Origin of the sequence: Streptomyces sp. NBC_00989 (assembly GCF_045162655.1) — a bacterium.
Classification (GTDB): Bacteria; Actinomycetota; Actinomycetes; order Streptomycetales; family Streptomycetaceae; genus Streptomyces.
The window spans coordinates 687302-709795 of record NZ_CP108728.1 but is presented as its reverse complement, the minus strand read 5'-3'; the positions used below and the strand labels follow the sequence as shown (position 1 = coordinate 709795).

The following is a 22494-nucleotide window of genomic DNA, read 5'->3' as shown; positions in this document are numbered from 1 at the left end:
CGGGTCATCCTTTCCGTAGCCGCGGGTCGAGGACCGTGTACAGCAGGTCCACCGCGTGGTTGACCAGGGTGAAGAGGAGGGCGATGGCGAGGGCGGCGCCCTGCACGACGGGGTAGTCGCGTTGCAGGACGCCCTGCACGAGCAGGCGGCCGACACCGGCGTACGAGAAGACCGTCTCGGTGATCACCGAACCGCCCAGCAGGGATCCGAACTGGAGCCCGAGGACGGTCACGATGGGCAGCCAGGAGTTCCGCAGGACGTGGTGGCGGATCACCACGCCCTCGCTCAGGCCCTTCATCCGCGCCGTCCGCACGAAGTCGTCGTCGAGGACCTCCAGCACGGAGGCGCGCACGATGCGGGTGATGAACCCGGCCATCGACAGCGCCAACGTGACGGCGGGCAGGATCAGATGCTGGATCCAGGGCCACACCAGCTCGGGCCGGTTCTGCAGAATCGCGTCGAGGAGAACGAAGTTGGTCGTCGGGTTGTAGTCGAGCGAGCTGGGCAGCCGCCCCAGGACCGGGAGCCAGCGCAGCCACACGCCGAACACGACGATGCCGAGCACACCGAGCGCGAACCAGGGGAGCGAGAAGCTCACCGTGGCCACGGCCCGCGTCGACTGGTCGATCCAACTGCCCTTGCGCAGCGCGGCGATGACACCGGTGACGACCCCGAGCAGCACCGCGATCGTCATCGCCGCGAGCGTCAGTTCGATGGTGGCGGGGAGCGCGTCGCCGAGGAGACCCAGGACGCTGTTCGAGCCGTAGAACGAGGTGCCGAGCCGTAGGTGCACCAGGTCGTTGAGGAAGCTGCCGTACTGGACGATCAGCGGTCGGTCGAGGCCGAGTGCCTTGTTGACGCGTGCCTCGTTCACCGCCAGTTGGGACGCGGAGAGGTTGTTGCCGCCGGCCGCGAGCGAGGTCGCCGGTGAGCCGGGGAGCAGGCGCATCGCGAGGAACACCAGGCTGGCCAGCGCGAACAGGACGACGGGGATGACGGCGAGCCGTCGTAGGACCAACAGGGCTGTTCCCGCTGCCCACTTGGGCCGGGGGAGAGGGAGCAGTGCGGTCGTCACGCCGGCCCCCGTACGTCGAGGGCGTCGCGCAGGTCGTCGCCCACGAAGTTGCAGGCGACGACGAAGAGGAGCGTGAACGTCGCGGGCAGGACCACCAGTCGGGGTGCCGTGTACAGGAACTCCTGGCCCGCCTGGACCATGTAGCCCCAGTCGGGCTGCGGGGGTTGGATGCCCAGGCCCAGGTAGGACAGGCCCGCGGCGAAACCGGCCGCGATCGAGAGGGTCATGACGACCTGGGCGAGCATCGGGCCCGCGATGTTCGGGAGGAGTTCGCGGGCGAGGATGCGCGGGGTGCGGGTGCCGCCCAGCCTGGAGGCGACGACGTAGTCACGCGCCGCCTCGCGGGCGGTCAGGGCGCGGGCCAGCCGGGCCAGACCGGGCGCGAGGGACACCCCGATACCGAAGACCAGGCTGACCGTGCCCGGTCCCGCGGCCGCCACCAGCAGGATGACGAGGAGGATGGACGGGAACGCGAGCGCGAGATCCACGATCCGCATCAGGACCTGCTCGACGACACCGCCCGCGTACCCGGCGACGAGCCCGATCCCGGTGCCGACGACCGCGGCGAGCGCGGTCGCCGCGAACGCCACGAGCAGCAACGGGCGGGCGCCGTGCACGAGTCGGGCCAGTTCGTCGCGGCCCAGGTCGTCCGTGCCGAACAGATGGCCCGCTGACCCCATCGGCAGCAGCGCCGACGAGGTCTGACGCAGCGGGTCAGCCTGGACGAACAGCGGTCCTACGACGGCCACCAGGACCAGCACGATCAGGACGGCCCAGGACAGCACGGCCGGCCAGGACCGTGCCAGCCGGCGCCGACGCCAGACGGCGAGCACGGTCCGCCCGGCGAGAGCGGACGAAGAGGGCCGTACCGTCGCGACGGGTGGTGGAGCGGTCGTGGTGTCAGACACTGGCCTTCTCCATGTAACAGCGGTGGTTGGCCAGCGCCGCCGTGTTCATGTGCTTCACGTGAGAGCCGCTGACCACCAGGTTGGCGAAGCAGGCCAGCATCGACAGGACCATGTAGTCCTCGGCCCAACGGCGTTGGATCTTCGTGTAGGCAGCCGTGCGCTGCGCGCCGAGGGGCAGGTTCTTGGCCGTGTCCAGCTCGGCCTGGAGCGAGGCGACGTCCTTGAGCGTGTCCATGCCGGTGATCGTCGCGCCGTAGAGACCGGTGGGGCTGGCCATGGCGCCGACCATGTCGTTGGCGTCCGGGACGTAGGTGTTGCGCTCCCAGATCATCAGGTCGTGGTAGTCGTCCTTGCCGTCGAGGAGCCGGGTGAAGTACGTGGCCGGGTCGACGGAGGTCGTGACCACCTTGAAGCCGACGTCGGTCAGGTTCTGGGCGACGATCTGCGCGGCCTTCGGGTGCCAGGAGTCGCTCGCCGCCATGAGCCGGATACGCCGGCCGCCCGCGCCCGCCTCGGCGACGAGCTTCTTCGCCTTGGCCGTGTCCTGGGTGCTGAGGTCGGCGAGGCTCGTGTCGTAGCCGCTCTGCGCGGGCGGGATGGCGTAGCCCCCGGGCAGCGCGCCGACGCCGTAGAAGGCCTGGTCGAGGATGGACTTGCGGTCGATCGCGAGGTTGATGGCCTGGCGGACCTTGAGCTCGGGGACGCGCCGGGCGTCGATCATCAGGATCGCGTTGGCGTTGTACGGCGTCTTGTAGACGGTCACCGAGTCGTCCTTGCGCAGCTGCGCGGCGGCCGAGTACGGGGTGAACTGGGTGGCCGAGATGTCGCCGCTGAGCAGGGAGCTGACGATCGTCGACGGGTCCTGGACCTGGCGCAGCACGAGCCGGTCGACCGGCGGTCTGCCGAGGCGGAAGCCGTCGAAGGCCGTGAGGGTGATCGACTGGCCGGAGGTGGCGGCGGAGAAGGCGAACGGGCCGGTGCCGACGAGGTGCTTGCCGATGTCGGCGCCGTACTTCTTCAGCGCGGCCTTGGAGATGATGCGGCCGCCGATGTCGGAGAGCTGGCCGAGGGTGGTGCGGTCGGGCTTCTTGAGGACCATCTTGACGGTGAGGTCGTCCGGGGCGGTCAGCGAGGCGACGTTCGCGCCGAGGTCGGACAGCGGACGGGTGGCGCCCTTGGGCAGCGTCTTGTCCTTCTCGTCGAACTGCCGGCCCAGGCTGGCCAGCACGTCGGCCGAGGTCAGCGTGGTGCCGTCGTGGAACTTGACGCCCTCGCGCAGGGCGAAGGTGTAGGTGAGCTGGTCGTCGGAGATCGTCCAGCTCTTGGCCAGGTCGGGGGTGGGCTCGTTGGTCTCGAACGAGATGAACGTCAGGCCACGGCAGATGCAGTCGACGGCCATCCAGTCGCCCAACGAGGTGTAGAACGACGGGTCGTTGACCGCGCTGGTGGCGTCGATGGCCAGGGTCAGCGTGCCGCCCTTGGTGCTTCCCTTGGCGTCGTCGGCCGCGGCACCGCAGGCACTGAGCAGGGCGGGGAGCCCGAAGCCGACTCCCACGCCGAGCAGGCCCGCGCCCCGGAGCATGGTGCGGCGCGACGCCGTCGACGGGGCGGAGCCGGGTGAGGACGATCCAGCTGACTGGTCCGGCATGTGGGCCTCCTTGGGCACCGATCCTCGAATAATGGATCTCAAAGTGTCTAGATTGGATCCAAAAACATGGTCACGGGCCACAGGGTCGCTCTCGTGTCCCGGGTGTTAAAGGCGTGTGAACCGACCTGTGGGTGCGAACCGGCCGGCACCGGCTACGCGCGCGGCACGCCCTTGCGGCTCATCAACTCCGGCCAGACCACGGGGTCGTGGCCCGGGATGAGCTCGTAGCCGCGGTCGGCGGCGATGCGCTTGAGGCGCCGGATGGGCTCGACGGTGCTCTCCGGATCGACACCGATGGAGGCGCCGATCGGGCGCTCGTGCTCGATGTTCTCGGTGAGGTCGGCGGCGTCGAAGGCGAACACGAAGCCGCCGCCGTCCGCGAGGTCGACGACGAAACTCTGGTGTCCGGGGGTGTGTCCGGCGGTCAGCACGGCGGTCACACCGGGGGCGATCTCCGTGTCGCCGTCGGTCTGTCGCCAGTCGATCCGCGGGTCGTCGAAGTCGACGCGGAAGATCGAGTGGCGCTCGACCTCCGGCCGCCCGGACAGGCCGTAGGCGAGTTCCTCGCGCTGTACGTGCACCGGCACCCGCCCCGCGAAGTGCTTGAGTCCGCCCGCGTGGTCGGCGTGCAGATGGCTGACGGCCACCGCGTGGATCGCGTCCATCGGGATGCCGGCCACGTCGAGGGCCTCCTCCAGGGGCTCGCCGGGGCCCGGCAGGATCGGCCGGTAGTTGGGGGAGCCGTAGAAGCGGCGGCGCAGGGCCGGGTCCCGGATCAGCGCCGTGTTGAAGCCGGTGTCGAGCAGCAGCCAGCCGCCGTCGCACTCCAGGAGCACGGCCGGTACGGGTTCACGCACGCGTTCCTCGTAGGGGGCGCCGTGCACGGAGACGGACTTGGGGAGTTCCTCCCAGCCCAGCAGCAGGGGCACGATCCTGCGTACGCCGTGGCGTGTCATGAGGCGCGAGGGTGGGGCGGCAGACGCATCGGCATGCTCCGGTACTGGGAAAGTGCATGGGCCATCGATTGGCTGGATCCACACTGTAGGTAGGGGGATCCCGAAGTCGGTTGCGGGGACGTGAACAAGTTCTCCCGGCCGGCTAGGGGGCGTTCGCACCGCGACGACCGGGCCGGTCAGGATTCGAGAAGCGCGGACCCGCACCTCACCTCTAGCGTGGGGGCAGCCGGCGGACCCGACGATGGGCCGGCCCGGTGGACACGGAGGGAAGACACGATGAGCAAGGCCACGAGGACGGACCCGCGGTCGTCCGCGCCGCACGCCGCCGACAGCCACGACCTGATCCGCGTGCACGGGGCGCGCGAGAACAACCTCAAGGACGTCAGCATCGAGATCCCGAAGCGCCGGCTGACGGTGTTCACCGGAGTCTCCGGCTCGGGCAAGAGCTCACTCGTGTTCGACACGATCGCCGCCGAGTCGCAGCGGCTGATCAACGAGACGTACAGCGCCTTCGTGCAGGGCTTCATGCCGACGCTGGCACGCCCCGAGGTCGACGTCCTCGACGGGCTGACCACCGCGATCATCGTCGACCAGCAGCGGCTCGGCGCCGACCCCCGCTCCACGGTCGGCACCGCCACCGACGCCAACGCCATGCTGCGCATCCTCTTCAGCCGGCTCGGCAAGCCGTACCTCGGCTCGCCCAAGGCGTTCTCCTTCAACGTCGCCTCGATCAGCGGCGCGGGCGCGGTCACCATGGAACGCGGCGGCCAGAAGGTGAAGGAGCGCCGCAGCTTCAGCATCACCGGCGGCATGTGCCCGCGCTGCGAGGGCCGCGGCTCGGTCACCGACCTCGACCTCACCCAGCTCTACGATGACTCCAAGTCCCTCGCGGAGGGCGCGATCACCGTCCCCGGCTACACCGGCGGCGGCTGGAACTCCCGGCTCTACAGCGAGTCCGGCTTCTTCGACCCGGACAAGCCGATCCGCAGGTTCACCAAGAAGGAACTCCAGGACTTCCTGCACCGCGAGCCGACCCGGATGAAGATCGCGGGCATCAACATGACCTACGAGGGTCTGATCCCGCGCATCCAGAAGTCGATGCTCGCCAAGGACCGGGAGGGCATGCAGCCGCACATCCGGGAGTTCGTGGACCGCGCGGTCACCTTCACCACCTGCCCCGACTGCGACGGCACCCGCCTCAACGAGGGCACCCGCTCCTCGAAGATCAAGGGCATCAGCATCGCCGACGCCTGCGCGATGCAGATCAGCGACCTGGCCGACTGGGTCCGAGGCCTCGACGAACCGTCGGTCGCGCCGCTGCTCACCGCGTTGCAGCAGGCCCTCGACTCGTTCGTCGAGATCGGCCTCGGATATCTCTCGCTGAACCGGCCGGCCGGCACGCTGTCGGGCGGTGAGGCGCAGCGCGTCAAGATGATCCGCCACCTCGGCTCCTCGCTCACCGACGTCACGTACGTCTTCGACGAGCCCACCATCGGACTGCACCCGCACGACATCCAGCGCATGAACGACCTGCTGCTGCGCCTGCGCGACAAGGGCAACACCGTGCTCGTCGTGGAGCACAAGCCGGAGACCATCGCGATCGCCGACCACATCGTCGACGTCGGCCCCGGCGCCGGTACGGCGGGCGGCACCGTCTGCTTCGAGGGCACCGTCGAGGGACTGCGCACCGGCGGCACCATCACCGGCCGGCACTTCGACGACCGGGCGTCCCTCAAGGAGTCGACACGGAAGCCCACCGGCGTGCTGGAGATCCGAGGCGCCTCGACCAACAACCTCCACGACGTCGACGTCGACATCCCGCTCGGCGTCCTCGCCGTCATCACCGGTGTCGCCGGCTCCGGCAAGAGCTCCCTGGTGCACGGGTCGATCCCGGCCGGCGAGAACGTGGTCTCCGTCGACCAGGGCGCCATCCGCGGCTCACGCCGCAGCAACCCGGCGACGTACACCGGACTCCTCGAACCGATCCGGAAGGCGTTCGCCAAGGCCAACGGGGTGAAGCCGGCCCTGTTCAGCGCCAACTCCGAAGGGGCATGCCCCACTTGCAACGGCGCCGGCGTCATCTACACCGACCTGGCGATGATGGCCGGCGTGGCCACCACCTGCGAGGACTGTGAAGGGAAGCGGTTCGACGCGTCGGTGCTGGAGTACCACTTCGGCGGCCGGGACATCAGCGAGGTGCTCGCGATGTCGGTGACCGAGGCCGAGGAGTTCTTCGGCGCGGGCGAGGCGGCGACACCGGCCGCGCACCGGATCCTGACCCGGCTCGCCGACGTCGGCCTCGGCTACCTCAGCCTCGGCCAGCCCCTCACCACCCTCTCCGGCGGCGAACGCCAGCGCCTCAAGCTGGCCACCCACATGTCCGAGAAGGGCGGCGTCTACGTCCTCGACGAACCCACCGCCGGCCTCCACCTCGCCGACGTCGAGCAACTGCTCGGCCTGCTCGACCGGTTGGTCGACTCCGGCAAGTCGGTCATCGTCGTGGAACACCACCAGGCGGTCATGGCCCACGCCGACTGGATCATCGACCTCGGCCCCGGTGCCGGCCACGACGGCGGCAAGGTCGTCTTCGAGGGGGCACCGGCCGACCTGGTCGACGCCCGCTCGACGCTCACGGGGGAGCATCTGGCGGCGTACGTGGGCGCGTGATCGTCGTGCAACTCCCTTGAACGCGAAGGGAGTTGTGTGAGGTTCACGTCTTCTTGCCGATGTCGGCGGACCGCGCCACGAAGCGGGTGGCTCCGCCGGTCGTCCGGTACAGGAACCCTCCGCCGTCGTCGCCTGTCACGAAGTACTGCGTGGAGGCGTCGAAGCTCATGAGGCGGGTGATGCCCTGCCAGGGGCGGCGCAGGAGCTCCGAGCGCAGGGCGGTGCGGCCGTCGTCGCCGACGGAGGCGAGGCCGTGGGCGGCGAACCGGACGGCGTCGAACGCCTCGGCCGCCCAAGGGCCCGGCGCGTGTCCGTGGCGGGTACGGAACGCGGCGGCGAACGCCCTGGTACGGGTGTCGGCGTTCGCGTCGGTGTAGCTCGTACCGATCCGCCAGTCCTCGCCGACGGCCAGGAAGGGGGCGCCGAGGACGTGCTCGCCCGCGACCCGGGCGCCCCGGTGGCCGGTCTCCCGCAGCGCGCGGGCGCAGGCGGCGGCGCGGTCGGGGCTCACCCCGCCGAAGAAGACGGCGTCGCGGGGGCGGGCGGCGATACGGCGAGCGGCTCCGGTGAAGTCGTCGTCCGCGGCCACCTCCTCCACCGATGTCTCGCCGTCGAGCTTGCCGTAGACGGTGGTGATGCGGACCGTGGCCAGACTCTCCGCCTCGGTGGCCAGGTCGTGCACGATCACCGTGCGGGCGGGTTCGGCGACCCGGTTCAGATAGATCAGTGCCGCGAACGGGCCGACGGTCCGGGTGGCGCGCAGCACGAGCGTGCTGGTGACGTTGACGGTGTCGAGGGCGTCGGTGTCGGCGCGGGTGACCAGCAGGGTCAGCCGGGCCTTCGCACACGGGTCCAGGGCGGCGGGCACGGTCGCGTTCGTGCCCGCCGCGATCACCACGGAGACGTCCGGGTCGGCGGCCAGCCGGGTGGCCGCCGCGGCGGAGCCCTTCGCGGTGCCGGCATCGTCCGCGGTGCGCAGGACGAGGTCCACAGCGCGCCCGGAGTCCTCGTTGTGCTGCTCGACGGCGAGGCGGGCGCCGCGCTCGTGGTCGGTGAAGAAGGGGTCGTCCGGGCTGCCGAGCAGGGCGACCACATGGCGGGAGCGCCGTACGGAACCGCTGTTCGCCGACGTGGCGCCCCGGCCCCACTGCCACCACGCGCCCGCCCCGGCCGCCGCGGTGACACCGAGCGCGGCCCCCGCGACGAGCAGCCGCCGCCGGGTGGCCGAGGGCGGCGCGCCCACGGGGGAGGGCCCGACGAGCAGGGTGGGGTCGGGAACGGGCAGGTCCAGGACGCGTGCGGCGCGGGTGGCGACCAGGGCCTGCAGCCCTTCGGGCAGCCACTCGGCCACGGCGAACTCGCCGAAGACGTCGCGGAGTTCACGGGTGCTCGGGCGCCGCTCCGGTTCCTTCTCCAGGCATCGGCGTACGGTCCGGCCGAGGTTTTCCGGGATGCCGTCCAGGTCCGGTTCCTCCTGGACGGTCCGGTACAGCACGGCCGCCGCGCCGCCGGTGCCGAACGGCGGGCGGCCGGTGGCCGTGTGGGCGAGGACGCAGCCGAGCGAGAAGACGTCGCTGGGCGGACCCACGGTGTGTCCGCGGGCCTGCTCGGGGGAGAGGTAGCCGGGGGAGCCGACGACGGAGCCGTCCGTGGTGAGCGCGGTCGCCCCGACGGCCCGCGCGATCCCGAAGTCGATCAGCCGCGGCCCGTCCGCGGCGAGCAGCACGTTCGCAGGCTTCACGTCCCGGTGGACCAGCCCGGCCGCGTGCACCCCGTCCAGCGCCTCGGCCAGCACGCCACCGAGCCCGCGGAGCTGCGCCTCGGGCCAGGGCCCGCGCAGCGCCACCGCCTCGGCGAGGGACGGGCCGGGCACATAGGCGGTGGCCAGCCACGGGGAGCGGGCGTCGGCGTCGGCCGCTACGACCGGCACGGTCCACCGGCTCGTCAGGCACGACGCGAGCTCGGTCTCACGGCGGAAGCGGGCGCGGAAACCGGGGTCGTCGGCGTACTCCTCGCGGATCACCTTCAGCGCGCACCAGGCGCCGTACGGTGAGCGCGCCAGGTAGACGACGCCCATGCCACCCGCGCCGAGCCTCCCGGCGAGCCGGTGCCCGCCGATCAGGGACGGATCGGTGGGCAGAAGCCGTTCCACGTCTGCCGCCTCCGTTTCGCCGTCGTTCCCGCCCGTCGCCTCCGGACCTCCGTCAGCTCTGGCTCTCCGCGGCGCGATGCAGGTCGCCGAGCGACCCCAGCTGCCGAAACCGCCCGCCTCGCACCTCGTGGACGAAGGTCGCGTCCGCCCAGCCCGTCGAGCTGTTGTCGTACTGGTGGAAGTCGCCGAAGGCATACGTCCGGGCGATGCCCTGGTACTTGACCTTCGCCAGCCGTACGGCGAGATCGGCCCGCACCGGCCGCCGGCGTGCCCCCGCCGGAACCGTGCGGGCGAACTCGGCGAGCAGCATCCCCACACTGTCGTACGCCTCGGTCGCGTACGGCTCGGGAGTGCCGCCGTAGCGCTTCCGCCAGGCCGCGGTGAAGTCCTTGGCCCGCTTTGTCGTCAGTACGGAGGGGTCCACGGCGTCCGTCACCACGTACCAGCCGTCGCCCGCCGCGCCCGTGAGACGCGGGAAGTCCGAGCCGTAGAGCTGGTGCTGCATCCAGCGCGGGCCGGCGAAGCGGGCCGTGGCCAGGTCCTGGGCCGTGCGGACGGTGGCGTCGAGGGTGCCCAGGTACACGAAGGCTTCGACATCGGCGGCGAGCAGTTGGCGCACCGCCTTGGGGCCGTCGTCCGTGTCCTCCGCGACGACGCGGGGTACGACCTCGCTCTTGAGGATGTTGCGCCAGTTGCCGACCACCTGGGTGCCCTCGTCCTGCATGGCTGGACCCCCGGCCCGGTCGATCACGACGCCGGCCCGCACCACCTGTTGGGTCACGTAGGCGTGCAGTCCGATCCAGCCGCCGAGCGCGGCGTGGGCGGGGCCGGTCTGGAACGAGGTCTTCGGCGACGTCAGGAAGTAGTCCTGCTGGCCCGTGCTGCTGGAGACATGAGTCAGCCCCGCCGCGCCGTAGACGGCCGCGGCCCTCTGCATGGGGAGCTCGGCGGCCGGTCCCAGCACGGCGACGACGTTCCGGTCGGCGGTGAACGTACGGGCCACCACCTGCGCGGTGTCCGCGTCGCCCTTGTCGGCGAGGACCTTCACCTTCAGGTCGTAGGAGCGCTTCGGAGTGGCGTTGTGCTGGGCGACGGCGAGGCGGGCGGCGCGTTCGTAGGCCCGGCTGACGGCGGCCTCGGCCGTGCCGGTGGTCGTGTGCACGCCGAGGACGTACACAGGACGTCCGACGCTCCCGGACGGTTTCTCGTCGTCCCCCGACGCCCACACCGCCGCTCCGGTTCCGCCGCCCGCGAGCAGCAGCGCGCCGCCTGCCAGCAGAAGGCGGCGCCGCCCCGGGTGCCGGGCGGGGACAACCGGATCGTCCACGACCGTGGGTTCGACGTCCGGGAAGGCGAGGCTCTCGGTGGCCCGCGCGGCGACCATCCGGGCGACGGGATCGGGGAGCCAGTCGCCGGAGGCGTCCGGAACGTCCTCGGTGAACAAGCCCCTTATGTCGTCCGCCGTAGGCCGCTCGGCCGGGTCCTTTGCCAGGCAGCGCTCTACAAGGGCCCGCAACTCGCCTTCCAGAGTGCCGAGTTCGGGCTCGTCGTGGACCGTGCGATACATCAGGGCATCCGGTGTCCCGGTGCCGAAAGCAGGAGCGCCGGTCGCGGCGTACGCCAGCACGCAGCCCAGCGCGAACATGTCGCTGGCAGCGGTGGCGGGCTGCCCCTGGGCCTGCTCCGGGGCGAGGAAACCGGGGGTGCCGACCACGAGCCCGGACGCGGTCAGTGCCGTGTCGTCGGCGGCGCGCGCGATGCCGAAGTCGATCAGGCGCGGCCCGTCCAGGGCGAGCAGGACGTTGCCCGGTTTGACGTCCCGGTGGACGAGCCCGGCCGTGTGCACGGCGTCCAGCGCATCGGCCAGCAGCCGACCCAGGACGCGTACGGCGGGCGGCGACAGCGGGCCGTGATCGGCGAGAGCCTCGGCGATGGAAGGGCCGGGGACGAACGCGGTGGCCAGCCATGGCTCGCGTGCCTCGGCGTCCGCGTCCAGGACAGGGACCACCCAGGGGCTGTCCACCCGCCGAGCCAGCTCCACCTCCCGCGCGAACCGGGCCCGGAAGCCGTCGTCACCGGAGCCCTCCCCGCGGATCACCTTGACCGCGGCGAGCGCCCCGGAGTCGGTGCGCCCGAGGTAGACGACGCCCATGCCGCCCGCGCCGAGCCGCCGCAGCAGCCGGAACCCCGCGATGCGGGACGGGCCGGAGGACCGCAGCGGTTCGCTCACTGCCCCGCCCCCTTCTTCTCGGTCGGTTCGGCGGTGACGCCGGCGTCACCCGCCCTGCCCCGGCTGTCGATGCTCGCCGCGACGAAGGTCATTCCCTTGCCCATGTCGGTGGTGACGGTGGAGTCCTCGGCCTCGGTCCGGCCCGCGCCGTGCCGCGCGGTCGCGGCCACGGTGACCGGCCCCATCCGGAACTTGTACCAGTCGAAGGGATGCGCCTTGCCGCCGTCGGCGGCCCAGGTGCCGGACTCCGTCAGGTCGTCGTCGGAGATCACGGACCGCCCGTCGGCGAACGCGTCGGCCCGCGAGTACAGGCCGAGCACCCGGTCCGTGGCGTTCAGTTGCTGCCCGGGGCAGCGCAGCGCCTCCTCCAGTGACCCGGCCATGTCGCGCCGCGCCGCGATGACGTCCTGGTGCACGGTGACGGTCAACGACAGGTACACCGGCCCCTTGTCACCCTTCGCCGGCAGCTCGTACGCCCGGGTGAGACTGGCCAGTACGGTGCCGGGCAGCGCCTCGCGCCGCCACAGGCAGTCCTCGCCGAGTACGGCCCACTCGGCCGGATCGCTCTCGAAGGGATCGCGCTTGCGGTACCCGGTGCCGAAGTAGTCGGGGCGCACGGTGAGTTCACGAACGAACTCGACCGCCTCGGCCCGCGTCCCGGGCGCCTGATCCTGGGCGAGCGTGTACGGCTCGTTGTCGGGCGACGCCGAGGCCGAAGTCGACGCTCCGGCGCTCTTCTCCGGCGCCTCCTGTGCCTTCGGCTCATCGTCCGATCCGCTGCTGCATCCCGCCAGGAGCAGCACACCCGCCGCCGCGGCTAAGACTGGTCTCCACTCGGCCATGTGTCGCTCCCGCCCCTGTGCCCGCACCCTTGCCACGAGTGTGGCGCACGCCAGTGCTCTTGGTTGCCAACTACCCTTATGAACCTGAGCAGTTAGGGGTTCCGACGACGGTGCACGGTGCTCTGGTTGCACGCCGGCGAAGCGTGGCCACTGCCGTGCCGTGGAGAGCCTCCTCGACACGGTCCCACGACCAGCCGTTTTCTCGACCACGAGCGTGCGCCGGCCGGTGGGCCCGGACTGGCCCGACGGGTACGCGCGGTGCATGTCGCCCTGATGGACCGTGAACGGCCCTGGGCACACTGGGGTGTTGTTTGTCGGAGATTTCCGGATGATGACCAAAGCGCGCCCCGGCCGGGAAGACTGGCGGTGTGTCAGAGATACGAACAGCCGTGGATCGCCTGCTGGTGCGTTGTGAGGCGGCGTGGACACCGGACGTGAAGCGGCATGTGGCCGGCGCCGGTGAGAAACCGGACAGCTGGCTGCCGTCGGCGGCCGGGCTCCTGCGCGCCTCCTGGAACGAGGGCGGCCGGGACTGCGCGGTGGCCGCGGCGGCCGTCCTGGAGTACGCGCTCGATGTGGGGGAGCGGCAGGATCCGCGGCGGCCCCGCTGGGCGCTGCACCTGTGGCTGGCCGAGCGCACGCTGGCGCTGCGGTTCGAGGACCACCGGTTGTCGGACGAGTGCCATCACTATCTCGCCGCCCAGACCCAGGGCCGGCCGGCGGACGATCCGGTGGCGGTCGCGGCGACCTACCCCGAGGAGCCCCCGCCCCGCCACTTCGAGCCGCCCCGGCCGTCGCATCCGCACGCCGTACGGCTGGCCGAGGGGCTTCCGGCGGACGACCTGGTCCGGCCCTGTCTGCTGGCCCGGCTCGCGCAGTCCGCGTTCTTCCGCATGGAGTCCGGCGACATGACGGTCCTGAAGGAGGCCGGGCGATGGGCCGACGCGGCGTTCGCCGGCATCACCGTCGACCATCTGGAGGCCGGCCTCGTCAGCGCCACCGTCGTGCACGCGTCCCTGGCGCGGATTCGCGACAGGCCGAGCGACACCCGGCCCGTCGAACTGGCGCTGCGGGGCGGCCGGTCGGCGCTGCGGGCGGTCGAACACGCCCGGCGCCACGGCACCGCCCCGGTCGACGCCGAGGCCGCCTCGGCCCACCTCGTGCTCTCCCTCGCCCTCACCATGTCCGTGCCGTTCCATCCCGAGGAGGAGGTGATCGACGAGGCCATCGCCCAACTGGAGGCGTTCCGGGCCTGCGGGCCACCCGACGACAACGGGATCTACGCCGGGAACATGCCGGCGCTGCTGGGCGCGCGGGCCATCCTCACCAAGTCGGACGCCGACCTCCGGCGCGCCGACGAACTGTGGGCCGCGCTCCAGCGGGACCTGCCGCCGGACCACCCCCTGGTGCCGCACATCGCCGACAAGCGCACCGCGTGCGCCGAGTTGGCGAAGATGCTCAAGTGGATGCCGGTCAGCGGTGCCCAACTGCTCAAGCTCATGGGCCCGATGCTGGGACGGCTGCTGAGCGGGGTGCAGCTCCCGCCCGTCCAGGTGTCCGTCCCGCTGGGCCGCCCCGGGGTGCGCTCGCCCGGCCCGGACCCGTCGGTCTTCGCCCCTTTCACCGGCGGACCCCGGCCCGCCCCGGCGGACGCCGGACCCGGTCGCACGCGAACCGCCGGCCTCGTCTGGCCGCCCGGGCCGCCCGCCGACGCGGGGCCCGCGGAGCCGGCCACCGCGGCGGACCTCGACGGGCTGCCGCCGGACGCCGCGGCCGTGCGGGCCGCCCTGCTGGGCGCCGGTGCCAGCGATCCGCGCCGACTGGCCCTGGCCGTCGACCAGTTGACGGCCGTACTGGCCGGACCGCTGCCCGCCGGGCGGCGCGGCTTCTTCGCCTCCACCCTCGTGCAGTTCCTGGCCGCGCAGTTCACCTTCAGCGAGCGCCACGAGGACCTGGAGCGGGTGGTGCGGGTCGGCGACGATCAGCTGGCCCAGCTGTCGCCCACCAGTCCGCGGTACATCGAGCTGCTGTGCTCGGTGGAGATGCACCGGCACGCCTACGGCATGGTGCGTCAGGACGAGGCGACGGTCGCCCGGGCGTCCGACGCGCTGGCCTGGGCGGTCGGCCGGCTGCCGGAGATGTCGGCGACCTGGCTCGGCTGCGTCATCCTCTACGCCGACGCGCTGTCCGGCGTCTCCTGGATGCGCCGGGACGTGTCCGGCGTCCAGGAGGCGGTACGGCTCGTCGAGCTGGCCGCGCAGGCCCTCGAAGCACTGCCGGACCGGCCGGAGTACTCACCCGAGCTGGCCGCACTGCGCGAGCAGCTCCGCCCGGCCCTGGCGACCGTCACCGAACTCGTCCGCACCGCCTTCGACGACCTCACCGGGTACCGCTACGGCGATCCCGAGCCCAGCTCCTGGGACCCGGCCACCGAACGGGTACTGCCGCCCCGGGCCCGCTTCGAGAACGCGCGGACCGCGCTCGGGGCCGCGGTGAGCAACCGGAACTGGGCCCGGGCGACGGACGCCGCCGAGGCCGCGCTGGAAGCACTGCCGCTGGTGGTGTCCCAGGCGCTGCACCGTGACGACCGCCAGGCCGTCCTGCGCGCCGCGCTGCTCGGCCGCCGCTATCAGGGCCCGGGTGGTTCCGGCCGCACCGCCGACCTCCCGGACCGGATCGCCGGGACGAGCCTGGCCCGTACCGCGTGCGCGGTGGCGCTCGCCGCGGGCCGCACCGAACAGGCGGCGGCCCTGCTGGAACAGGGGCGGGCGGTGCTGATGGGGCAGGACCTCCAGGCCCGCAGCGACGACTCCGACCTCGTCGTGGCCCATCCGCGGGTGGCCCGGGAGTTCACCGCCCTCGCCCGCCGGCTGCGGGAGACGGAGAGCGGGAGCGCGTCGGGCGGGCCCGGCGAGGCCACGCGGATCCGGGATCAGCACGCGGTGACCGAGGAGTGGCAGCGGCTGCTGGCCCGGATCCGGGGGCTCGACGGGTTCGAGCGCTTCCTGCTGCCGCCGAGCGCCGAGCAGATGCGGCGGGAGGCGAAGGAGGGGCCGATCGTCCTGATCAACATCGACCGGCTGCGCTCCGACGCCCTCGTCGTCACCACCAAGGGCATCCAGCTGGTGCCCCTCGACGTCACCGAGGGGCGCCTCGCGCACACCGCGCGCCAGTTCCTCACGGCGGTCTCCGTGGGCGTCGGCGAGACGCGCGCCGAGCGCAAGGAAGCCGCCGAGACCGTGTTCGACACCCTCGAGTGGCTCTGGGACTCCATCGCGGAACCGGTGCTGAACGCGGCGGGCCTGACCCGGCCGGTCCCCGAGGACGCGCCGCGCGGTGCGGTGCCGAGACTGTGGTGGTCGGCGTCCGGGCCGCTGGCCCATCTGCCGCTGCACGCGGCCGGCCATCACCGGGCGGCCGAACTCGGCGACAGGCGCTCGGTGTTGGACCGGGCCGCGTCCTCGTACACGCCGAGCATCAGGGCGCTGCGGCACGCCCGGCAGGCCTCGGTGACGCGCGCGGGCCGCGGCCCCTTCCTCGCGGTGCGGCAGCCCACCGGCGCCGACGGCAGGGACGGCGCGTCCGTGGCGGAGGTGCAGGCGATGAGCCAGACCCTGCGCGGACTGCGGATCGTGGAGGGCGCCGACGCGACGGTCGAACGGGTGCTCACCGAGCTGTCCTTCGCGGCCACCGTGCACTTCGCGTGCCACGGCCTCAGCGACGCCGAGGACCCGTCCCGGAGCCGTCTGGAACTCGCCGACGGCCGGCTCACGGTGCGGGACGTGGCCCGCGGACATCTGCCGCACGCCCAGCTCGCCGTGCTGCTGGCCTGCCACACCACCCGTACCGACCGCCTCCCCGACGAGGCCGTGCACCTGACGTCCGCGTTCCAGACGGCCGGGTACCCGCAGGTGGTGGGCGCACTGTGGGAGGCGACCGACCTGGTGTCGGTACGGCTGACGGAACGCCTGTACCGCGACCTGCGGACCTACGGCGACGGCCTCGATGTCACCGACACCGCGCGGGTCGTGCACGGGATCGTACGAAAACTGCGGGAGCGGCATCCCGGCTCACCGCGCGTATGGGCGCCGTACGTCCACACCGGGCGCTGACCAGTGACGACGGACAAGGGGAAGGAACAGGCGTGAGCACATCGGAGGGGGCGGCCGTGATCGACCGGGAGACGGCCGACGCGGCGCGTCTGGCGCTGGAGCTGATGCTGGAGGAGTGGCGGCTGCTGCCCGAGGGATGGGCGGAGATCGCCGGTCTGCTGGACGAACTGTCGACGGCCGTCGCGGACGGGGACGCGACGACGGTGAAGACGCTCACCGGCGAGCTGGACGAGTGGTCGGGCAGCAGGGTCACCCGGATCGGGGGCGCCGCGGACGGGCGGGTGCCGCTGCCCGAGCCGGAGCGGGAGCGGGTCGTCGCGCTCGTGCACGTGCTCCGCCCGGACCCCCCGCCCGGCGGACAGCGGCCCGCGCCCGCCCGGCGGACCTGACGGCCGGCCGATGCTGTCGGTACTCGCCAACGTCGCGATCGGTCTGCTGACCAGCCTCGTCGGCCTCGGCCTGGGCACGCTGTGGGAGCGGGGACGGCGGAGGCGGGCCCTGTACCGCAGGGCCGCGTTCTTCGGCACCCGGCCCGGCGAGCACTGTGTGATCGTCGTCGGCACCAAGCACGGGCAGCCCGGCACGACCCAGCAGCGGGACCTGCGGGCGGTCGTCGAACTGGCCGTACTGCTCAGCGAGTTGGGCTGCCGGGTGGGTGTGGAGAACGGCGATCTGCGGGGCACCAACGGCGACCGTACCGAGTTCTGTGTCGGCGGGCCGATCGGCGGGTCCAATCCGCGCACCGGCGGCCATCTGACGGCCCATCTGCCCGGAGTGACGATCACTCCGTTCAGCGACCGCCCCGACTCGGTGGCGATCGGGGTCGGCGGGGAGCGCTACTACTTCGACCGCGGCCACCAGGAGTACGCGGTGGTCGCCAAGTTCACGCCGCCCGAGTCGAGCCGCCCGGTGGTGCTGGTGTGCGGGCAGAGCTCGGTGGCGAACCAGGCGGCCGTCCACTTCCTGCGGCGGGAGTACGCGCAGGTGGTCCGGTCGGTGGCGTCGGTCGACCGGTACTGCCTGCTGGTGAAGGTCTCCGACATCGGCGTCTACTCCTTCCACCGGTCGGTGCTCGAACGGGACGTGTCCGCGGAGGCGTTCGCGGCCGTCGGCTGAACACCCGTACGGGACGGGCGCGTTGACGACAACGAGCACCCGGTCCCCTGTGCCGGGTGCTCGTCGGACCGCGGGATCGAGGGCCGCTCGGTGGGGCCGCTCAGATCCCCGTGTACTTCATGGACGGATCGAGTTCCGTCAGCGCGTCCACGTACCGGCGGATCTTCCGGTTCGCCTTGATGCCGAAGGCGCCGAGGTTGCGGCCGACGCCCAGCACGATCTCGCGGTGCGCGCCCCGGTCCCACATGTACATGTGCACCGCGGACTTCTGGATCTCCGCTCCCCGGCCGCCGAGCAGCGCCATCACGGTGAAGTCGGGCCGGTCCGTGGCCACGGTGTCGAAGACCGAGCCTCTGGGCTCCTCGAAGGTGGTGCCGGCGCCGGTGATGTGCTCGCTCCACCAGCTCACCCGCATCGCGTCGCGGAAGACGTCGGCCGCCTCCGCCATCGACAGCTGGGTGGTTATCTCCACCGGAGTCTTGGCCATGTTTCTCTCTCCTCGGGGGCCCTCCCGCCTCAGAGGCGGGACGGAGGCAGGGGGATGAACGGACGCAGTTCGTCGGCGACCCAGTGGACCGGCGTCTGGAACACCTCGCCGATCTGGGTGTAGAGGTCGTGCAGGGTGTCCGCCGACGTCGATTCGAAGCGCGCCCGGGTGGGGTCGGTGTCGCTGGTCGGCGCGTCCACGACGGTCACGAAACGGCCCTCGCGCGCGGCGGAGACGTAGACGACGTTGGAGTCCCGAGCCTCGGTGATCTGCGCGATCCGGCGCAGTTCTCCCGGCGCGAGGGGCGGGATCCGCGCCTCCTCGGGCGTCGGAGGGGGCCGGCCCACCAGCCAGGGCTCGGAGCGGTTCTCCCGCCAGAACTGCCAGTCGGCGGCGGACAGCCGGTTGCTCGGCACCCCGTTCGCCCGGAAGAACTCCAGCGCGCCCATCCGCAGCGCGTCGTAGGCCGGGCTGGCGAAGTCGGAGCCGACCAGGTTCCACACCGTGCGCGCGGCGCCGAACAGGGCGAAGCCACCGGCCGGCAGCACGGCGTCGGCCAGGGCGCGGGCGAAGCCCTGCGGGTCGGACTGCGCGAACGGCAGGTAGGGCGCCTGGAGTTCGCCCCACACGTCCGAGGCGTCGATGTCGGTGCCGACGGGGTCGAACTCGAAGCGGCCGAACCGCTCCATCCGCGACACCACGTCGCCCGGCAGCCGGGTGGCGCGGGGCGTCCTGGGGAACAGAACCATGGTCCTCTCCTGGCGCAAGAGCGGGAACCGGCCGGTGCGGACGCACCGGAGCGGGGCGCAACCTGTGTAACAAGGGCCGGAGTTCGCACTCAACAGTTCTCCGGCGAACCGGACGATCTCCGGAAAACCCGGACGGCCGGCGGACGGGCCCACAAGACCGGGACGACGTGCCCGGCCGTGTGCCAGACTCGGCCGCGACACCGGCGGCAACGCCGTTGCCCGGCAGGGGGGTTGCGCACGATGGGGCGTCCGCAGAAGGAGATCGTCCTGGACGGGTCACCGGCCCGGCTCTTCGCGTACTGGCTCCGGGACCTGCGCGGATCGGCCGGACTCACCCTGGACCAGCTGGCCCGCCGCACCGGCTACGGCAGGACGACCGTCAGCGACGCCATGCGGGGCGAGAGCCATCCCACCCGACCGGTCACCCTGGCGATCGTCGGCGCCTGCGGGGGAGACCTGCGGCGGTGGGGCGAGTACTGGGCGCAGGTGCGCCGCGCCCTGGACCCCGACTCCCCGGACGGTCCGGCCGGCGTCGTCCCGCCGCCCTGGGACGGCCCGGCGGACCGCGCGGCCGGGGCACATGCCGAGCGGTGCCCGCCGGACTGCGCGCGCACCGAACCGCACGGCTGGTACACCGAGTCCGTGTCCACCCGGCTCCGGCTGGACACCCCGGCCCCCGAGGCCCTGGAGCGCCGGATCGTGGTCGCGACCTGCGACGGCCTGGCCCGGATCCCCGTCGGCGTCAGCGTGCCCCGCCGCGCCGGTGACACCACGCCCGGCCATGAGCTGGAGATCTCCGTCGTCAGGGGAGGACGCCTGGAGGACGGCGGACCGCAGTACGAGAGCTACTTCGAACGGTTCCTGGTGCTGCCCGAACCGCTCGGGGCCGGCACGCGGCACGCGTACGAACTGCGGCTGCGCATCCCGCCCGACCAGCCGATGGCACCCCACTTCGTCCATGTGCCGCTGACCCGCAGCGAGCACTTCCGGCTGCGCGTCGACTTCGACCCGGCGAGGCCACCACGCACGGTGTGGCGGCTGGCCGGCGTGCCCACCGCCGTCATCTACCAGCAGGACCCCGGCACCCCGACCCTGCGCCCCGACAAACACGGGTGCGTGGACGTCGAGTTCGGGGCGATGAGGGTGGGATACGGCTACGGGCTCTGCTGGCTGGAGGCGGGCACCGGAGGATAGTCCGCCGCCGCGCGCAGCTTGGCGCGGACCGGTCCGGCGTCGGGGTGGTGCAGATCCTCGAAGAGCGCCAGGGCCTCCTCCCACAGGGCGCGCGCGTCCTCGCCCCGGCCGAGCGCCGCGTGGGCGTCCCCGAGATGCTCCAGGGCATGGGCCTCGCGGAAACGGTCGCCCAGCGCCCGGTCGAGGTCCAAGGAGACCTCGTAGTGGCCGATCGCGGCAGCGGGCCGGCCGAGCCCCTGTTCGGCGCGGCCCATGCCGATGAGGATGCCCGCCTGTCCGTCGAGGTGGCCGAGCCGGGTGTACAGGTCCAGGGCGCGCCGTGCGTGATCGAGGGCGACGGTGTGTTCTCCCAGCCGTTCCCACTGCTGCGCCACGGAGGTGAGGCCGTCTGCGAGCGCGACGGGGTCTCCGGTCCGCTCCGCCATGGCGAGGGCGAGCCGGGCGTGCGGCATCGCCCTGCGGGGGTCGCCGCACGAGCCGTACACCCGGACGAGCGAGAGCCGTACCTCCCGTACACCCTCCGAGTCGCCCAGGCCGCGGCAGGTGCGCAGGGTCGCGTACAGCAGGTCGAGCGCGTCCTGGGCGCGGCCCAGGCGGGAGAGGGCGTCGGCGAGCCGGCGGGTGGCCGTGGCGTGGGCGGCGCCGTCTCCGGCCCGGCCCGCCGCGTCGCGGGCCAGCGCGTGCACGGCGGCCCGCTGCGCACGGCGGCCGGAGCGGCGCAGATGCACGGCGCAGGCGTCGGCCAGCCGCCACGCGTACGGCTCCAGGCCCGGGGTCGCGGCGGCCTGGCCGATGACGGCCTGCAGCGAGGGCAGTTCCGACTCGAACCAGTCGGTCGCCGCGGCGTGACCGTCGATCGGCGGCAGCGCGTCGGTGGGCCTCGGCGCCCCGCCGGCTGTGGGACGCCAGGGTTCGAGGTGGTGGTCGGCCAGGCGCGCGGTGTCCAGGTAGTGCCGCAGCAGCCGTTCGGTACCGTCCCGGCGCTCCTGCGGCGAGCCACCGTCGAGGAGTTCCACGGCGTAGACCCGGAGCAGGTCGTGCAGGGTGTAGCGGCCGGGGGTGTGCTGGCGGACGAGGTGGGCGGCGGTGAGGGCGTCGAGGAGAGCGACGGGCGGCTCCGTGTCGCCGATGAGGCCCGCGCAGGCCGTGGCGTCGATCTCGGGTCCGGGGTGGCAGCCGAGGAGCCGGAAGAGCCGGGCGGCCGGCGCCGGCAGCAGCGTGTACGAACCGTGGAACACGGACCGCAGGTCGACATCCGCGTCCTGCACCCCGAACAGGTCCAACGGCGCCCGGGCGCGCCGCAGTTCGCGGACCAGGGCGCCGATGGAACCGGCCGGGGCGGCGGCCGTGCGGGCGGCGGCGACGCTCAGCGCGAGCGGCAACCGGGCGCACAGATCGACCAGTTCGTCGGTCTCGCGCGGTTCCAGGGCGATCCGTTCGGCGCCCATCTGCCGCTCCAGGAGGGTGCGGGCGGCGTAGCGGGGCAGCACGTCCAGGGCTATGCGCAGGGCCCCTTCGCGTATCACCAGGCCGTCGAGGCGGTTGCGGCTGGTGACCACGGCCACCGAACCGGAGTGGGTGGGCAGCAGCGGCCGAACCTGGTCGGTGGAGCGGGCGTTGTCCAGGACCAGCAGCACCCGGCGGCCGGCCAGCAGCGTGCGCATCAGCCCGGAGGCCACGACGGTGTCGGTCGGCACGGCGGCGGGGGTGACCCCGAGCGCCTGGAGGAAACCGTGCAGGGCCTCGCCGGGATCCATGACCGACTCATCGCCGAAGCCCCGCAGATTGACGTAGAGCTGGCCGTCCGGGAAGTGGTGCTGCGTCCGGTGCGCCCAGTGCAGGGTGAGCGCGGTCTTGCCGACGCCCGCGGTTCCCTCGACGACGGCGACCCCCGCCCGGCCCGGGGCGGGGTCGCCGGACGGGCTCCGCACCGCGTCCAGCCGGCCGAGTTCGGCGTCCCGGGCAACGAACACGGGGTGGCTCAGCGGGAGTTGACGGGGTACGGCGAGAGCGCCGGGGGACCGGCGGGCAGCGGTCGGGCGCAGCCGCCGGGCCGCGTCGACCTCGTCCCGCAGGGTGGCCAGCCGGCCGGCCTCGGGTCCGGAGACGCCCAGCGCGGCGAGCAGCGCGTCGAAGACTCCGGTGGCGGGCAGGGTGGTGCCGTTGAGATAGGCGTACAGGCTGCTGGCGGAGACGTTGAGACGGCGGGCGAGTTCACGGCGGTCCAGCGTTCCGGCGAGCCCTTTCTCGGCCCGGACGACAGCCCGGGCCAGTTCGACCGCCAGGCGCTGCGCCAGTGCCTCGGCGGGCCGGCCGGACGGGCGGGGTATTTCGTTCACCACCGTTCCTCCGCGGGGA

15 protein-coding genes are annotated in these 22494 nt (G+C 72.7%); 5 read left to right on the top strand and 10 right to left on the bottom strand.

What is annotated here, in order from left to right:
• Nucleotides 1-4: 4 nt before the first annotated feature.
• The 4 genes from OG714_RS03220 to OG714_RS03205 all read right to left on the bottom strand — a co-directional run bounded on the left by OG714_RS03220 (nt 5) and on the right by OG714_RS03205 (nt 4587).
• Nucleotides 5-1075, bottom strand: coding sequence for an ABC transporter permease (locus tag OG714_RS03220; RefSeq protein ID WP_406118367.1), 1071 nt, complete (start codon nt 1073-1075; stop codon nt 5-7).
• Nucleotides 1072-1983, bottom strand: coding sequence for an ABC transporter permease (locus OG714_RS03215; protein WP_406118366.1), 912 nt, complete (start codon nt 1981-1983; stop codon nt 1072-1074). Before OG714_RS03215 ends, OG714_RS03220 begins: the two co-directional genes overlap by 4 nt.
• Nucleotides 1976-3631 (bottom strand): ABC transporter substrate-binding protein, encoded by a 1656-nt coding sequence (locus OG714_RS03210; RefSeq protein WP_406118365.1) that lies wholly within the window; start codon nt 3629-3631, stop codon nt 1976-1978. Before OG714_RS03210 ends, OG714_RS03215 begins: the two co-directional genes overlap by 8 nt.
• A gap of 152 nt (nt 3632-3783) precedes the next feature.
• The gene (locus OG714_RS03205) at nt 3784-4587 is read right to left on the bottom strand and encodes an N-acyl homoserine lactonase family protein (protein WP_406118364.1); all 804 of its coding nucleotides are present in this window, start codon (nt 4585-4587) and stop codon (nt 3784-3786) included.
• Nucleotides 4588-4863: 276 nt separating this feature from the next.
• Between OG714_RS03205 and OG714_RS03200 the strand changes: the two genes are divergently transcribed.
• Entirely contained in the window at nt 4864-7254 is a 2391-nt protein-coding gene (locus tag OG714_RS03200) for an ATP-binding cassette domain-containing protein (RefSeq protein ID WP_406118363.1), read from the top strand.
• Nucleotides 7255-7297: 43 nt separating this feature from the next.
• On the opposite strand, the gene OG714_RS03195 is transcribed toward OG714_RS03200, so the two are convergent.
• The 3 genes from OG714_RS03195 to OG714_RS03185 are packed head-to-tail and all read right to left on the bottom strand — an operon-like array spanning nt 7298 to nt 12478.
• Nucleotides 7298-9406, bottom strand: coding sequence for a protein kinase domain-containing protein (locus OG714_RS03195; protein ID WP_406118362.1), 2109 nt, complete (start codon nt 9404-9406; stop codon nt 7298-7300).
• A 52-nt stretch (nt 9407-9458) separates the two neighbouring features.
• On the bottom strand, nt 9459-11636 hold the full coding sequence (locus tag OG714_RS03190) for a bifunctional serine/threonine-protein kinase/ABC transporter substrate-binding protein (protein WP_406118361.1): 2178 nt from the start codon (nt 11634-11636) through the stop codon (nt 9459-9461).
• Nucleotides 11633-12478 carry a hypothetical protein gene (locus OG714_RS03185; RefSeq protein WP_406118360.1) on the bottom strand — a complete coding sequence of 282 codons (846 nt, stop codon included), beginning with the start codon at nt 12476-12478 and terminating at the stop codon, nt 11633-11635. Before OG714_RS03185 ends, OG714_RS03190 begins: the two co-directional genes overlap by 4 nt.
• Nucleotides 12479-12846: 368 nt before the next feature.
• On the opposite strand from OG714_RS03185, the gene OG714_RS03180 reads away from it, so the two are divergent.
• From OG714_RS03180 to OG714_RS03170, 3 genes are read left to right on the top strand one after another with little or no spacing between them, the layout of a single operon-like run.
• Entirely contained in the window at nt 12847-16590 is a 3744-nt protein-coding gene (locus OG714_RS03180; protein ID WP_406118359.1) for a CHAT domain-containing protein, read from the top strand.
• Between the two features lie 32 nt (nt 16591-16622).
• Nucleotides 16623-16979 carry a CATRA system-associated protein gene (locus tag OG714_RS03175; protein WP_406118358.1) on the top strand — a complete coding sequence of 119 codons (357 nt, stop codon included), beginning with the start codon at nt 16623-16625 and terminating at the stop codon, nt 16977-16979.
• Between the two features lie 10 nt (nt 16980-16989).
• Complete coding sequence (locus OG714_RS03170; protein ID WP_406118356.1) at nt 16990-17706, top strand: hypothetical protein; 717 nt, start codon at nt 16990-16992, stop codon at nt 17704-17706.
• A 100-nt stretch (nt 17707-17806) separates the two neighbouring features.
• On the opposite strand, the gene OG714_RS03165 is transcribed toward OG714_RS03170, so the two are convergent.
• Together OG714_RS03165 and OG714_RS03160 are read right to left on the bottom strand one after the other, a co-directional pair.
• Nucleotides 17807-18193 (bottom strand): hypothetical protein, encoded by a 387-nt coding sequence (locus OG714_RS03165; protein ID WP_406118355.1) that lies wholly within the window; start codon nt 18191-18193, stop codon nt 17807-17809.
• A gap of 29 nt (nt 18194-18222) precedes the next feature.
• Nucleotides 18223-18942: a hypothetical protein gene (locus OG714_RS03160; RefSeq protein ID WP_406118354.1), complete on the bottom strand. Its 720-nt coding sequence runs from the start codon at nt 18940-18942 to the stop codon at nt 18223-18225.
• 240 nt (nt 18943-19182) lie between these two features.
• On the opposite strand from OG714_RS03160, the gene OG714_RS03155 reads away from it, so the two are divergent.
• Nucleotides 19183-20136, top strand: coding sequence for a helix-turn-helix domain-containing protein (locus OG714_RS03155; RefSeq protein ID WP_406118353.1), 954 nt, complete (start codon nt 19183-19185; stop codon nt 20134-20136).
• On the opposite strand, the gene OG714_RS03150 is transcribed toward OG714_RS03155, so the two are convergent.
• Nucleotides 20097-22475: an ATP-binding protein gene (locus tag OG714_RS03150; protein WP_406118352.1), complete on the bottom strand. Its 2379-nt coding sequence runs from the start codon at nt 22473-22475 to the stop codon at nt 20097-20099. The two genes, OG714_RS03155 and OG714_RS03150, sit on opposite strands and share 40 nt — an antisense overlap.
• Nucleotides 22476-22494 lie beyond the last annotated feature (19 nt).